General features: G+C 61.0%; 13 protein-coding genes. 9 read left to right on the top strand and 4 right to left on the bottom strand.

Annotation, left to right across the window (positions count from 1 at the left end):
* Positions 1-146 precede the first annotated feature (146 nt).
* From AC3EA7_RS15435 to AC3EA7_RS15405, 7 genes are all read left to right on the top strand, one after another.
* Positions 147-1769 carry an NADH-quinone oxidoreductase subunit N gene (locus AC3EA7_RS15435; protein ID WP_488614960.1) on the top strand — a complete coding sequence of 541 codons (1623 nt, stop codon included), beginning with the start codon at positions 147-149 and terminating at the stop codon, positions 1767-1769.
* A gap of 19 nt (positions 1770-1788) precedes the next feature.
* A complete protein-coding gene (locus tag AC3EA7_RS15430; protein WP_488614959.1) occupies positions 1789-2343 on the top strand; it encodes a DnaJ family domain-containing protein in 555 nt (184 codons plus the stop codon).
* A gap of 149 nt (positions 2344-2492) precedes the next feature.
* Positions 2493-4427 (top strand): histidine kinase N-terminal 7TM domain-containing protein, encoded by a 1935-nt coding sequence (locus tag AC3EA7_RS15425; RefSeq protein WP_488614958.1) that lies wholly within the window; start codon positions 2493-2495, stop codon positions 4425-4427.
* Entirely contained in the window at positions 4424-4792 is a 369-nt protein-coding gene (locus tag AC3EA7_RS15420) for a transposase (RefSeq protein ID WP_488614957.1), read from the top strand. Before AC3EA7_RS15425 ends, AC3EA7_RS15420 begins: the two co-directional genes overlap by 4 nt.
* A gap of 12 nt (positions 4793-4804) precedes the next feature.
* Positions 4805-5035, top strand: coding sequence for a hypothetical protein (locus AC3EA7_RS15415; RefSeq protein ID WP_488614956.1), 231 nt, complete (start codon positions 4805-4807; stop codon positions 5033-5035).
* 122 nt (positions 5036-5157) lie between these two features.
* Positions 5158-6573, top strand: a complete 1416-nt coding sequence (gene lpdA / locus AC3EA7_RS15410) for a dihydrolipoyl dehydrogenase (protein ID WP_488614955.1) — start codon at positions 5158-5160, stop codon at positions 6571-6573.
* A 259-nt stretch (positions 6574-6832) separates the two neighbouring features.
* Positions 6833-7222 carry a hypothetical protein gene (locus AC3EA7_RS15405; protein WP_488614954.1) on the top strand — a complete coding sequence of 130 codons (390 nt, stop codon included), beginning with the start codon at positions 6833-6835 and terminating at the stop codon, positions 7220-7222.
* A gap of 203 nt (positions 7223-7425) precedes the next feature.
* Here AC3EA7_RS15405 and AC3EA7_RS15400 read toward each other — a convergent pair whose 3' ends face one another.
* A complete protein-coding gene (locus AC3EA7_RS15400) occupies positions 7426-8061 on the bottom strand; it encodes an SDR family NAD(P)-dependent oxidoreductase (RefSeq protein ID WP_488614953.1) in 636 nt (211 codons plus the stop codon).
* A 46-nt stretch (positions 8062-8107) separates the two neighbouring features.
* Here AC3EA7_RS15400 and AC3EA7_RS15395 point away from each other — a divergent pair, with 46 nt between their 5' ends.
* On the top strand, positions 8108-8440 hold the full coding sequence (locus AC3EA7_RS15395) for a hypothetical protein (RefSeq protein WP_488614952.1): 333 nt from the start codon (positions 8108-8110) through the stop codon (positions 8438-8440).
* Positions 8441-8472: 32 nt separating this feature from the next.
* Here the strand turns inward: AC3EA7_RS15395 and AC3EA7_RS15390 are convergent, their stop codons facing one another.
* Genes AC3EA7_RS15390 through speB form a run of 3 tightly spaced genes read right to left on the bottom strand, consistent with a single transcriptional unit; the run spans position 8473 to position 12902 of the window.
* Positions 8473-9453 (bottom strand): aldo/keto reductase, encoded by a 981-nt coding sequence (locus AC3EA7_RS15390; protein WP_488614951.1) that lies wholly within the window; start codon positions 9451-9453, stop codon positions 8473-8475.
* 13 nt (positions 9454-9466) lie between these two features.
* Positions 9467-11899, bottom strand: coding sequence for a Lon protease family protein (locus tag AC3EA7_RS15385; RefSeq protein ID WP_488614950.1), 2433 nt, complete (start codon positions 11897-11899; stop codon positions 9467-9469).
* Between the two features lie 52 nt (positions 11900-11951).
* A complete protein-coding gene (speB, locus tag AC3EA7_RS15380) occupies positions 11952-12902 on the bottom strand; it encodes an agmatinase (RefSeq protein WP_488614949.1) in 951 nt (316 codons plus the stop codon).
* A 253-nt stretch (positions 12903-13155) separates the two neighbouring features.
* Here speB and AC3EA7_RS15375 point away from each other — a divergent pair, with 253 nt between their 5' ends.
* The gene (locus tag AC3EA7_RS15375) at positions 13156-13713 is read left to right on the top strand and encodes a hypothetical protein (protein ID WP_488614948.1); all 558 of its coding nucleotides are present in this window, start codon (positions 13156-13158) and stop codon (positions 13711-13713) included.
* The last annotated feature ends 473 nt before the right edge of the window (positions 13714-14186 follow it).

Below are 14186 nucleotides of genomic sequence, written 5' to 3'. Positions count from 1 at the left end.
GGTTGAGGTAGGGGCGCGGCGCTGCCGCGCCCGCACGGACGGCGCGCGGTGCATAGGGAAGGTAGGGGCGCGGTGCTGCCGTGCCCTCCCCGGCTCGCCTGACAGGGTGCAGGGTTGATCGTTGCAGGTGGGAAGGCGAAGATCATATGTCGTTCCAAATCACCGATATTCCACGCATTCTGCCGGAGTTGATGCTTCTGCTCCTGGGGTTGCTGGTGCTCGGCTCCGATGTGCTGACACGCTGGGGACGCGGACCGCAGGCGCAACTCGAACGCGCCAGAGAAGCCGGTCAACTGACTGCCACTGGACTGGGGCTGGTCTTTATTGTTGGGCTGGTGCAGAGCCGCTTTCTCTTTACCGTGCCCGACCCAACTGGCGGGCCGCTGGATGTGCTGTTGACCCTGGGGCGCAATCTGCAGGCGGGCGGACCGGGCGGGTCGCCTCTATTGGGCGCCTTTGCGACTGATGAGTTCACGATGATCGCGCGCCTGACTTTTATTGGCGCGGCGTTCCTGACGACTCTGCTGGCGATGGGGTATCGGTTGACTGCCAACCCTGGCGAGTTCTACGGGTTGTTGATCTTCTCGACGCTGGGGATGTCGATCATGGCGGCGGCGACGGAATTCATTCTGGCGTACCTGGCGCTTGAGTTGTCGTCGATTTCGCTCTACGTGCTCGCCGGGTACTTCCGCGAGAGCGAACGTTCACCCGAAGCCGGGCTGAAATACTTCCTGTTCGGGTCGCTGTCATCGGCAATCCTCCTCTACGGCATCAGCCTGGTCTATGGGTTCGTCGCCAGTGAGAACCAGAAGGCGGGTGGTACGCCGATCGTCGCCACGCTCTTTGCGGAGGTCGGGCGCTTCGCCACCGGCGATGCCGCCAGCAGCCCGCTGCTAATCCTCGGTATGCTCTTCATCATTGCCGGTCTGGGGTACAAGATTTCGGTCGTGCCATTCCATACCTGGGCGCCGGATGTCTATCAGGGCGCGCCGCCGCCGGTGACCGCCTTCCTCTCGACGGCGTCGAAGGCAGCCGGTTTTCTGCTCCTCTACCGGTTGCTGACGACGGCGTTCCCGGGAGCGGTTGGCGCGTCGCGCCTGGAAGAGTTCAACGGTTGGAGCAGCATCCTGGCGATTCTGGCGCTGGTGACCGTGATTGTCGGGAACCTGGCGGCGCTGCCGCAGACGAATGCGCGCCGCCTGCTGGCGTACTCGTCGATCGGGCACGCCGGGTTTTTGCTGCTGGCTGTGCTGCTCTGGTCATCAACGTCGCCTGTGGACCGCACCTTTGGCACGGCTGCCCTGATCTACTACCTGATCGTCTACTCGCTCACGAACCTGGGCAGCTTCGGCGTGCTGGCGGTGCTGACCAATGCGCTGGGCAGCGACGATCTGAGTGCGATGCAGGGATTGTGGCGACGCAACATGCCGCTGACGCTGATGATGACGGTCCTCATCCTCTCACTGGCAGGCATTCCGCCGCTTGCCGGGTTCTGGGCGAAGTTCTTCGTTTTCATGGCTGGCTACCAGGCAGGCGCCGTGCCGCTGGTGACCATCGCAGTGATTATGACCGTCGTCAGCCTGTACTACTATCTGCGCTTCCTCAAAGCCATGTGGATGCTGCCGGCGCCCGAAACTACGCCGTTCAGGACGCCGCCGGTCGCCAACGCGGCAATTATTGTTTCGACCGTGCTGGTGGTATTGCTCGGTTTACTGCCTAATCTGATCTGGGGAACGCTCAGCAGCGCCGCAAGCGTCGCGGCGCGGTAGGGCGATATGACCGTTATCGATGAACAATCAACTGTCAGAAGATTCCGGTTCCTCTCTCCAACCTCGTGAAGCGGCGAGCCACACACCCGGCGGAACGCTGTTTGAGCGCCTGGTCGAACAGGCGCGCGCCATCGATCAGATGCAGCGCGGCGCGCCCCAGAACGATTTCGAGACGCTGGTAGATCGTCTGATCGAGCAGGCGCGCGCAGACGGCGCATTCGACAATCTTTCCGGCGCTGGCAGGCCGCTCTGCTACGATGATGATGCGCTTACCCCCGAAGATATGCGCGCCGGATTCCGCTTGCTGAAGAATGCCGGTTTCGCGCCGCTCTGGATCGAAGCGCGCCGCGATATTGACGCCGAGCGCGCACGCATCTCCGCCTGGCTTCACGACGCCAATCGCCGCTGGTCGCGCCTCCCCTCCGCTCTTCGCTCGCGTTTACGCGCCGAGTACCGCGAGATGCTCACGAATCTGCAACGCCAGATCACTTCATACAATCTTACTGCTCCTCCTGCCGCAGGGCAGATCGAAGGTCTGCGCATCGATGAGGAGATGCGTAAGTTAGGGGAGTAGAAATCACACAGCAGCGCGGGGTACGGGCGGGTCTCACACCCGCCCGTACCCCGTCTGGCTCTGGGATGACGCGCTACTCTTGCGGAGGCCCGTAACTTTGATGGTGTACAATACTACGTTATAGGACACTATTCGAGTCGTGCAAACGTATGACGGACCTGCCATTCCTGACGAATCTGCTGCTTGCCATCAACGATCTCCTGGCATCGGCTGTTCTGATCGTTTCATTCTCACTCCTGGTCTACCTGGTTCTGCAAAATCGCTACACCCCCATCGCGCGCGCACTGGCGGTGTTGCTCGGCGGTATCGTGGTCGTGTTTGGCGGCGATGTGCTGACTCAGCAGGCGCAACGTGAGGAGACGCTGCAATTTCTGCTGCGCGCGCAGTGGCTCGGCATCGTTAGCGTACCGGCCGGGTATATTCACCTGGCAGATGCGTTGCTCGACCTCACCGGGCAAAACCAACTGCGGCGGCGCTGGAGTGTTCCTGGGGCATATGCGCTCAGCGCCGCATTTCTGGCGCTGTCGTGGGGCACCGACCTGATCGTGCACAATGGTGTACAGACCCAACCGGTCGCGCAGTTCAACGCCGGTCCGCTCTTCTGGCTGTTTACCGTCTACTTCGTGCTGGCCTGTCTCATCGGGCTGGCCGCCTCGCTGGGAGTGCGCCAGGCGGCGCTGACGCCGACCCTGCGCCGGCGGATGACCTACCTGAGTCTGACATTCGTCGGTCCGGCGATTGCCGTCTACCCGTTCCTTAGTATTCCAGGACCGGAGTATTTTGTTCCATTTGCGCTGGTTCTGTTTCTGGTGGCCGTTGGCAATATCGCGGTCATGCTGATGACAACTGTGATGGTCTACAGCATTGCATTCCAGGGTCTGCCGCTGCCCGACCGCCTGATCAAGCAGGACTTCATCCGCTGGGTGCTGTACGGTCCCTTCGTTGGCATTAGCATCGCGCTCTTCCTGCGCGCAACGCCGGTGCTGGCGCGCTGGTTCGGGTTGCCGGAGCAGGCGTTGCTGACCGCAGGCGTGGTGATTATGACCGTGATCATGCCGCTGTTTGTCAACCGCCTGAAACCGTACCTCGACGCGCTGGTATATGCGCAGGATCACGCTGAGATCGATTACCTGCGCGCCCTGCCGCGTAACACCTTCACCCAGGCCGACCTGCGCAGCCTGCTGGAGAACACGCTTGTCGTCGTGTGCGGGGCGCTGCGATCAGAGACCGGGTTTGTCGCCGCGCCAGACGATGCTGGCGGTTACACCGTCAAAACGCTGGTCGGATCGCGCCAGGCGGTGCGGCGTTTTGTGAATGAGCATCCATTGATCGATCTGATGGGGCGGTTGTCGCAATTACCGCCGCGACCGGCAGGCGACACGCCGCCAGCCGAGGCGTTCCTGCGTGTCGAAGGGTTCTGGCTGCTGCCGCTCCGCGCTCCTGACGGGGCGTTGCTTGGGTGCCTGGGGGTCGTCTATCCGCACGATGCGCTGAACGCTGATGCGCGACGACTCATCGGAGCGCTGGCGCACCGAATGGAACTGGCGCTCGAGACAGTTCAGATGCAGCAGCGGCTGTTCGACACGTTGCGCGGGTTGGGACCGGATATGCAATCGCTTCAGCATTTGAGCACGCAACTTGAGCAGGCGACGCCGGCATCACTGCAGACGCTCGAATCGGATGTTGCGTCGTTACCCGAGTTCCCACAACTGGTCAAAGAAGCGCTGGCGCACTACTGGGGCGGACCGAAACTGTCGGAAAGTCCGCTCCTGGGGTTGCGGACGGTGCGGCGGGTGCTGGAGGAGCAGGGTGGCAGCCCGACGCGCGCGTTGCAGGCGGTGCTGCGCCAGGCGATTGAGAACCTGCGCCCCGACGCGCAACTCGACCCGTCGGCGCAGGAGTGGCTGCTCTACAATATCCTGGAGATGCGCTTCCTGCAGGGGCGGCGCATCCGTGAGACCGCCGACCGCCTGGCGATGAGCGAGTCCGACCTGTACCGCAAGCAGCGGATCGCCGTGGAGGAAGTGGCACGCCAGCTGGCGTTGATGGAAGAGGCGGCGAATCGGGTGGCGGTGGAGAGGTGACGTTTATTCTCTCCTATTCTACCGTGTACCACATGTATACCCGTGGGACGAATAAAACAAATATCTTCATCGAGGAACGTAACTACGATTACTTCCTGACGTTATACGAGAAATATATTCCCCAGGCAGCCTATACATACGCATATTGCCTGTTGAAGAACCATTTTCACCTCCTCATCAAAACCAAATCCCAAAAAGAGATCGAGACATGGGCGGCTTCCCACAATAAAACGAGGGTAACGCCATCACTCCGGTTTGCCCATGTGCTCAACGCATATGCCAAATCGATTAACAAGGCATATGGTCGTGTCGGAAGCCTCTTCCAGCATCCCTTTGGGCGCGTCATCGTGACCGACAAAGGGTAATTTCGCAACACGATGCTCTACATCCGCCTGAACCCGCGCAAACATGGGTTCGTCGACGACTTTCGCCGCTGGTCGTATTCGTCGTATCCGCTGCTCGTCTCCGACTCACCGACATTCCTGGCGCGCCTCCCGTCGCTCGACTCCTTTGGTGGGCGCCAGTTCTTTGAACAGGCGCACCACGAATATGAACATCATGCCTGCTGGCGGCACGTCGAACTCAAAGAGAACCTCGAGGTGGCCTGACGTTGGGCTGTCCTTCATCCCCCTCCCCGCTCGTGGTACAATACTCGCTACGGTTGACACAAACTATTCCGTTCACGCTTCCGTCTGCATTTCCAGATGTATTGGATAGAAAGGCGATTTCCGTGACCGATACCCTCTACGATGTGGTGGTTGTGGGTGGCGGACCCGGCGGCTATGTGGCTGCCATCCGCGCCGCGCAACTCGGCTTGAAAACCGCGCTCGTCGAGCGCCAGGCGCTGGGTGGCGTCTGTCTCAATGTCGGGTGCATCCCGACTAAGGCGTTGCTCCACACCGCCGATCTGCTCGAGGAACTGCGCGAGGCGAAACGCTTCGGCGTGGTCGTCGAAGGCGTGTCGCTCGACTGGGAAGCGACGCTGCGCCAGAAGGATACGGTGGTCAAAACGATGACCAGCGGCGTTGCTTTTTTGATGAAGAAGAATAAGGTCGATGTCATCAACGGCTTTGCTCGCCTCGCCGGGCGCGGGCAGGTCGCCATCAGCACGGCTGAAGGGCAGCATCGCACCGTCGCAGCAAAGAACATTATCATCGCTGTCGGCGCGCGTCCCCGCGAGATCCCGGCTATCGGCGCGGTGTTCGACAATGACCGGATTCTGTCGTCGACCGGTGGGTTGAGCATCCCCAGCGTGCCGAAATCGCTCCTGGTCGTCGGTGCGGGTGCGATTGGCGTTGAGTTTGCGTCGATGTATCGCTCATTCGGCGCAGAGGTGACGCTCGTCGAAATGCTGCCGCGCGTTGTGCCGCTCGAAGACGAAGAGGTGAGCGCAGAACTCGCGCGCGCGCTCAACCGCCGCGGCATCAAGGTCTTCGCCGGTTCCAAACTCAATAACCTGGAAAAGATCGATGGCGGCGTGATGGCGCGCCTGCTCGATGCGCAGGGCGCCGAGCACGCACTGACCTTCGAGCGCGTATTGGTGGGGGTTGGCATCGTGCCCAACACCGGCGACATCGGGCTGGAGGAGATTGGGGTGGCGCTGGACCAGCGCGGGTTTGTCAAGGTGGATGACCATATGCGCACCAATGTCGAAGGTGTTTATGCCATCGGCGACTGCGCCGTCACGACCCCTTGGCTGGCGCACAAGGCGTCTGCCGAGGGGATCGTCGCCGCCGAAACGATTGCCGGGCACCATACACAACCGCTCGACTACGGGAAAATCCCGTCATGCACCTACTGCAACCCGGAGATCGCCAGCGTCGGGTTAACTGAAGCGCAGGCGCGTGAGCAGGGGTACGACGTGAAGGTTGGCAAATTCGCGTTCACCGGCAACGGCAAGGCGACCATCCTTGGGCAGCGGCAGGGGTTCGTCAAGATCGTCGCCGACAAACAGTATGATGAGGTCCTCGGCGTCCATATGATCGGTCCGCGCGTCACCGAACTGATCGCCGAGGGCGGGCTGGCGCTCTCGCACGAGGCGACTGCCGAGTCGATCATGCGCACGGTTCACGCCCATCCGACCCTCTACGAAGCGATTGTCGAGGCGGCGCACGCTGCAGCGGAAGGCGCGGCAATTCATATGTAATGCCCGCGATGGACGACCTGTGCGCCTTTTTCAGCGAGGGCTTTCGCCCGCAGCGCCCCGGCAGTATGGTACGAATGACCGCACATTGGTAGAACCTGTGAGTAGAGATTGCGATAAAGCACGGATACGCACGGATTGAGACGGATTGGACTATGCACGCCGGAATTGCCTGTCCTGAACGGCTTTCGCACAATCTGTTCCAACGGTGCGATTCCGGCGTTTGGGTTTACGTCGCTCTGTCAGGAAGAGGATATACGCCATGCCGATCATGATCAACCTGACTTCCGCCGAACATGGCGGTACATCGCTCTCATGCGGCACGCACGGCGACTGCGGCATCAATTGCGATTGCGGGTGCCCGTATACCGGCATGGAAGAGAAGGGCAAAGTCGAGTTGATCGCCGATGTCGAACGCCGCTACCCGAATGAGTGGCTGGTCTTCGTCATTCCACCCGGCGAAGATGACTTCGCCCCCGAACGCGGCATGCTGGTGGCTCACAGCGCCGACGACGCCGAGGTGTTCGAGGCGATTACGCGCATCACGCACAATCAGGTGGTGCATGTCTATTTCAACGGAACGTTTGAAGCGTACCAGGAGTGGATGGGTGAGGGGGATGAAGGTGGTAGGGTTGAAGGTGTTGCATGTTGAACGTACCCGTCCCTTGAGGTTTTTGCCGCTGACCGTGTGCTGTCGTAGAACCTCGTCGGCGAAACGATCGTTACCCTGATGGCGCGCGTCCCGACCTCCAGGGTCTCAGGGCCAGGACGCGCGGCGGGTCAAGGGTTGCGAGTGGGTCTCTCTATGGCTCTGTGGTGAATTCACAAGTACGGAGAGCGAAAGGTGCGAATTGATTACAAATCTAGATTTCCCTTGTGCCCCTCCGTATACGCGCGGAGCACGGCGGCGGCGACATTGGCGGGTGCATGTGCGCCTTTGGGTAGGCGGAACGGCGCTTTGAGCCACAGCGGGGTATCCACTGCACCCACCCGCACATTCGTAACGCGCCGGTCACGCACCTCTTTCCCCAGCACTGTCACATAAGCGTCGAGCGCCGCCTTGGACGCCGCATAAGCGCCCAGTTTCGGCAACATAATCCGGTCAACGTAGGCGCCAATGAACACCAGATGCCCCCCTGCCGGAACCAGTGCCAGTGAGTGAGTTACTGCCAGGTGCGCGCCAGTGACATTCGCGCTCAGAATGCGATCCCATTCGGCGGCGGTCGTATCGGCCAGGGGTTTGCCGAGCATGTCGCCGGCTGCATAGACCCAGAGATCCACGGCGCTTTCCGACTGCTGCGCCGCCCACAGCGCCGCCGCCGCCACATCCGCATCGCGCGCCAGGTCGGCGCTGTATACTTCGGCTGCCGCGCCGCTCAGCACCGAAGCATCGCGCGCAATGCCCAGCACGCGCCAGCCATGCTCGCTCAGGGTATCTACCAGCGCGCGACCGATGCCCCCAGCCGCGCCCCAGATCAGTGCCGTTTGCATATGGTTCCTCCATCCTCTTTGCTGAATGTACGTTGAGATCGGGCATATGGATGGAGATAACGTCTATGCTCTTGTGATGGGCGACGACCGTCTGTACATAGGCGGCGCCTTCATGAATGCTGGCGGCAACATAGACGCTGACCGGATCGCCGCCCGTTTGATCGCCAGGGTGTGCCTGCCGCTGGTCATTCGCCAGCAAGGTTCTCACACGACCGGAATTTCCGTATGCCTGACACATGTGCGGCGCTGGCTGAGCCTGTCGAAGCCAGCGCCGCACGCCAGGATCGAGCGTTATGCCCAGGATCGTCGAATGTTGCTCAGTGCTCGGCGCTCAGTTCCTGGTTCTTGGTTCCTGTTTCTTATAACCCCTATCTCCTGATTCCTGACTCCTAACCCCTAACCCCCTAACCCCTACCCCTGCGCCCACGGATACGCCCAGCCATGTACAAAGGCGTGTTCCTTGAGCGCCTCCAACTCGGCATCGCTCAGGAGGATGCCGTCGGATGCCGCACAGTTCGCCTCGACGCGCGCGACACTGCGCATTCCCGGAATGACCGTCGAGACCGCCGGGTGACTCAGGCAGAACTTCAGCGCCAGCGCCGCCAGGGTTGGCCGATCCGGCGCCAGGAACTGTTTGAGCGCCTCCACGCGCGGCGCCGCCGTCGCCAGGCGTTCGGGGGTCAGCCATTCGGCGCGCCAGTCGCCCGGCGCAAACCGGTAATCCGGCGTCAATCCGCCGGTCAGCAACCCTTCCTCGAACGGAACCCGCACAATAATGCCGATATTGTGCGCCTGTGCGGCTGGCAACAACTGTTCCGCCGGTCGCTGCTCGAAGATGTTGTAGATCACCTGCACGGTGTCGAGCAACCCGGCTTCCATCGCTCCAACCGGACCATACGGGTCCCAGTCGTTGGACGAGACGCCGAATGCCCGCACTTTGCCCGACTCTTTCAGCCGGCTCAGCGCCTCGTACCATTCCGGTTGATCGGTGTACGGCGGCGTCCAGGCGTGAAGTTGCTGCACGTCGATATAATCGGTGTTGAGGTTGCGCAGGCTTTGCTCGGTGCATTCAACAATCCAGTCGGCGGGGAAGGTTTCATGCACCGGTTCGTGCGGTAGCACGGGCCAACGGTAGGTTTTGGGCGGGATTTTGGTGGCAATGACGATCTGATCGCGGACATCGCCGAGGGCGCGGGCGATCAACTGTTCGCTGTGCCCATCGCCATAGCCCAGCGCCGTATCGAAGAACGTCACTCCCAAGTCATAGGCGCGGCGCAGCGCGCGGATCGCCTCGTCGTCGTTCTGCGGACCCCAGCCGCCGCCGATGCCCCACGCACCAAACCCGATCTCGCTCACGGTAATGCCGGTTCTGCCCAGTGTGCGATAACGCATACCGATACTCCCTTTATTCATCGTTGCGTTTCTTCTCGCTCTCATTACTCTTTCCGCCTTCGCGCAAACGTTCCGCAAAGGCGCGCAACCGCGCCATCACTCGCCCATTGACGCTGTCCGGCGGATACTCGCCATCCGCGCCGCGCTCACCAGCCGGCACGCCGGTCAACAGCGCAATGCCCTCATCAATGTTGGCTGCCGTCCAGATGTGGAAACGCCTCTCGCGCACCGCGTCCACCACATCGCTGCGCAGCATCAGGTTCTGCACATTCGCCTGCGGTATGAGCACCCCCTGCTCTCCCGTCAGGCCGCGCACCCGGCAGATGTCGAAGAACCCCTCGATCTTCTGGTTCACCCCGCCGACCGCCTGGATCTCGCCGCGCTGATTGACCGAGCCGGTGACGGCGATGCTCTGGCGCAGCGGCAGTTCGGCAAGCGCCGAAAGCAGCGCAAACAGTTCCGCCGCCGAGGCGCTGTCTCCATCAATGCCTTCATAACTCTGCTCGAAGACCAGCCGCGCCGCGAGGGTCAGCGGACGCTCCTGCCCGTACCGTTCCGCCAGGTAGCCGCTGAGAATGAGCACCCCCTTGCTGTGGATCGGTCCTCCGAGTTTCACCTCGCGTTCGATGTCGAGAATGGCGCCGCGCCCCGGCCCGACGCTCACACTGATACGGCTTGGTCTGCCGAACGTATAGTCCCCCAGGCTCAACACCGACAGACCGTTGATCTGACCGATCTTTGCGCCTTCTGTATCGATCAGAATGATGCCGCGGTCGATCAACTCCTGAATGCGCGCCTGGATCATGTTCGAGCGGTACACTTTCTCTTCAAGCGCACGAATGACGTGTCGCCCCAGAATCGCGTCGCACTGCTCCTGCGCCGCCCAATAATTCGCCTCGCGCACTACATCGGTCAACGCGCCGAAGTGGGTCGAGAGGCGCTCCTGATCGTCGGCAAGGCGCAGCGAGTGCTCCAGCAGACGCGCCGCCGCCTCTTCGGTGACCGGCAGGAGTTTTTCGCGCTCGCAGAAGCGCCGAAACAGATGGAGCGACCCGCGCAGGTTCTCCTCATTCAGCGGCATGCTGATGTCGAAATCGGCTTTGACCTTGAACAGTGTCGAAAACTCGTCGTCATAGGCGGCGAGGAGATAGTACGGTGGCGGCGGTCCCACCAGCACAACCTTGAGTTCGAGCGGAATTGGTTGCGGACGGAGACTCTTGACCGTCGTCAGACCCAGCCGGTCAGCCAGTTCTTCGATCTGAATCTCGCGGGTGCGCAGGGCGCGTTTGAGTCCGTCCCAACTGAAATAATCGCGCAGCAGGTCTTCTGCCTCAATGACAAGGAACCCGCCATTCGCGCGGTGGAGACTGCCGGGCTTGATCATCAGGAAGTCGGTGTACAGTGCGCCGAAGTGCGTTTCTTTCTCGATCCGTCCGAACAAATTGGGGTAGGTTGGATTGTATTCCACGACCACCGGCGCCCCCTGCTGGCGGCTGTTATCGATCAGAACGTTCACCTGATACTTGCGAAACGGCAATTCTTTGAGCCAGGGGACCGACGCCAGATCGACCTGCGTCTCGCCGGCAGGCTGCTGCTGCCCGCCGGATCGGAAGGGGTCGGGGTTCTCCTGGATGTCCTTCTGCATTGCTTCGAGGAACGCAACGACATCGGGCAGGTCGGCGTACTGTTCCTGCAGGTCGTCGATCAGCCCGCCGACGATATACTCGACGACCTGGCGGTCGATTTCTTCCATACGCTGGCGCGCAATCCGTTCTGCGGCGCGCACCTGTTTCATGACATTCTTGAGTTCTTCCTGGAGCATGGCGCGGCGGTGCAATAACTCCTCGCGCTGTTCGGGCGTCATTGCCTGGAATGCGGCGTCACTGAGCGGTTCACCATTGGCAATCGGGATGATCATGATGCCGACCGGACCGGCCTGGAGGACGAATCCCTGTTGTGCGGCGCGTTCGCTGATCTGACTGAGGAGGGCTTCACGGCGGGAATTGAGGTCGTGCAGCACCTCATCGCGCCGCGCCGCATACTCATCACTCTCGAAGGCGCGCGGCAGTTCGGCGCGCAGATGGGCAATCATCAGATTCACATCCTGTTGCAAACGTCGCCCCCGTCCGGGAGGGAGGCGGAGCGCCTTCGGCTGATATGGGTCATCGAAATCATTGACATAACACCAATCCGAAGGGGTCGGGCGGCGCTGCGCCAGCTCTTCGATAAACGCCTGCACCGCCGTCATCTTGCCGATGCCGGGCGGACCGGCAGCGTAGATGTTGAACCCGCCGTTCACCATGTTGAGACCGAAACGCAGTGCAGCGACAGCGCGTTGCTGACCGATGATGCCGCTGTCTCCCGGCGGCGCTTCGGTCGAAGGAAAGGCAATCTGCGCGGGGTCGAAGGAGCGGCGCAACCGCTCAGGAGGAAGTTCTGTAGCCATGGAGCATCCTCATCGCTCGTGCTGACAGGCGTCAGCCACATGGGACATTGTACTACGATCCCTGGCGCGCAAGCGCGATCAGCGACAGAAACTCGAAGCCGACCTGCGCCGCCAGATGGACGGTGATCTGCCCGTGATCGAGGGCGGGGAGCACTTCCACCACATCGCCGCCGACCCAGCGCACACCGGTGCAGGCGCGCAGGTACGCCAGCCCCTGGAAACTGGTCGGTCCGCCGACTTCTGGCGTGCCGGTTCCCGGCGCGTATGCGGGGTCGAAGAAATCGATGTCGAACGACAGAAACGTCGGGCAATCGCCGACGCGCGCACGCACCAGATCGCCAATCTCCTGCGGCGAGCGACTGAGGAGTTCGGTGGTGGTCAGCATTGCAAACCCCATATCGCGCGCCATTTGCAGGTCTTCACGACCGTAGAGCGGTCCGCGCATGCCGAGTTGCACCGAGCGTTCGGGGAGGATCAACCCTTCTTCAACGGCGCGGCGGAACGGCGTGCCGTGGGTATACTTCTGTCCGCCGTAGTAACTATCCCACAGATCGCCGTGCGAGTCGAACTGCACAAGCGCGAGAGGACCATACACCGCCGCCAGCGCGCGGAGTTCCGGCAGCGCCACGCTGTGATCGCCGCCAAGGCACAGGGTCACAATCCTGGCTTCCGCCAGTGGGCGGAGCGTGGCGGCAATAGCGGCATGGCTTTCCTGAATGAAACCCGGGACGACCGGCGCATCACCATAATCGATGCACGACAGGCTGGTAAACACATGCACATCGAGTTCCGGGTTGTACGGTCGCAACAGCACCGAGGCGCTACGGATCGCTTCTGGTCCAAAACGCGCCCCGACTTTGAACGTCGCGCCGGTATCGAACGGCAACCCGACAATAGCAACATCCACATCTTCGGTCGTCTGAAGACAGGGCAGACGGGCAAAGGTGCGAACACCGGCAAAGCGCGGCGAGGCGAGGGAGTCGGCAGGTTGGTAGCGCGGCATGGTTCACTCCTCTAGCGTTGTGGTGATATTCCGTGTGTGGGAAGTATAGTGCCGTTTGAGGAGCGTGAGATCGAGTTTGTCGACCGGCGTTCATGGTCGTGAAATCTGCTGCGCCTGTCTGCGCAGGTGACGGTTCGGTCGCAGTCGTTGCAGGTTCGATGTCGAGCACCACTTTCTGGTTGACATACAGATGCTCCATTCCGATAATGCGTTTTGGCGAGTTGCGTTGTCCTTTACTGGAACGGCCTGCACCATGCACCTTCGTCAACAATCCTCGCGCAGGGTTCGCCTGGCGTTGGCGATCCTCGTGATCACCCCGCTCCTCTGCATCGGCGGAACCGCTACCGCCATCATTGCTTTGGAGCGCGTGCGTGATCGGGAAGTTGCCGCCGCCGAGGCGCGCTGGCGCATGCATGGTTTTCCCCACTACGTCATGACACTCGAAGAACTCAACTGCACCATCGAGATCGAAGTAGTCAACAGGCGCGTGGTGCGCGTGAAGCCGCTGGAGCGTTGTCAGCGCGACGGGCGCACCGTTGAGGACCTCTTCGCCCTTGCGCGACGCAACGGCGATACCGGCATGCGCTGCATTACCCTGGGGTGCGCCTGCGATGATCGATTGTCGGTGGAAAGCGTCTTCCACCCGCAGCTGGGGTACCCGATTTCTATCTATGTACGGATCGAGGCGCGCCCCAACTGGCAACACCCGGATGCCTGGCAGTATCTTATCACCCGCGGTCGTCCCCCTGCATGCACTATGATGGCAGGCGACAAACTGCTGCGCGTCATCAGTTTGCGATCACTCCCTTGAAGATTATAAATGTTTGAGGGGGGAACGAGTCTTCAAGTGTTCGGAGGGTTCAGGCATGAGAGGGGAGCACCTCCTTGACCCGCCGCGATACGGCGTTTCCTGACGAATCATGATGGTACTCCTATGGAGCGATCAAACAAAACCCGGACGCTCAAGGACGTAGAGCGGCTGACGTTGGCTGAGCCTGTCGAAGCCGGTTGAGCCTGTCGAAGCCAACGTCCGCCGCAAGACAGTCAACACGGGCAATGATTGTGCAACATCTGGTTGATTACTCTATGAGACATCCCATAGTTGACAAGTACACGCTAAGACGTTAGAATACCCGGAAACTCCTGTTTTCCCATAAGTATGTTATAAGAAGACCCCTCTCATGAAGTGAAGGAGGTAATCGTATGATTGCTCGATCCTGAGTTTTTTCCTTTCCTCTCCGCTTCGGATCATACTTTTCGCTCCTGAACCGATGCTCGACATCA

Source organism: Roseiflexus sp., assembly GCF_057785375.1.
Note: the sequence above shows the minus strand (reverse complement) of the source record. Positions and strands in the feature narration are given on the sequence as shown.

Bases quoted from the DNA above. Each gene is read 5' to 3' on its own strand.
- speB (WP_488614949.1), bottom strand. From the start codon at position 12,902: ATGCCGCGCTACCAACCTGCCGACTCCCTCGCCTCGCCGCGCTTTGCC.
- AC3EA7_RS15385 (WP_488614950.1), bottom strand. From the start codon at position 11,899: ATGGCTACAGAACTTCCTCCTGAGCGGTTGCGCCGCTCCTTCGACCCC.
- AC3EA7_RS15415 (WP_488614956.1), top strand. From the start codon at position 4,805: ATGCTCTACATCCGCCTGAACCCGCGCAAACATGGGTTCGTCGACGAC.
- AC3EA7_RS15375 (WP_488614948.1), top strand. From the start codon at position 13,156: ATGCACCTTCGTCAACAATCCTCGCGCAGGGTTCGCCTGGCGTTGGCG.
- AC3EA7_RS15395 (WP_488614952.1), top strand. From the start codon at position 8,108: ATGGATGGAGATAACGTCTATGCTCTTGTGATGGGCGACGACCGTCTG.
- AC3EA7_RS15425 (WP_488614958.1), top strand. From the start codon at position 2,493: ATGACGGACCTGCCATTCCTGACGAATCTGCTGCTTGCCATCAACGAT.
- AC3EA7_RS15430 (WP_488614959.1), top strand. From the start codon at position 1,789: ATGAACAATCAACTGTCAGAAGATTCCGGTTCCTCTCTCCAACCTCGT.
- AC3EA7_RS15405 (WP_488614954.1), top strand. From the start codon at position 6,833: ATGCCGATCATGATCAACCTGACTTCCGCCGAACATGGCGGTACATCG.
- AC3EA7_RS15400 (WP_488614953.1), bottom strand. From the start codon at position 8,061: ATGCAAACGGCACTGATCTGGGGCGCGGCTGGGGGCATCGGTCGCGCG.
- AC3EA7_RS15390 (WP_488614951.1), bottom strand. From the start codon at position 9,453: ATGCGTTATCGCACACTGGGCAGAACCGGCATTACCGTGAGCGAGATC.
- AC3EA7_RS15435 (WP_488614960.1), top strand. From the start codon at position 147: ATGTCGTTCCAAATCACCGATATTCCACGCATTCTGCCGGAGTTGATG.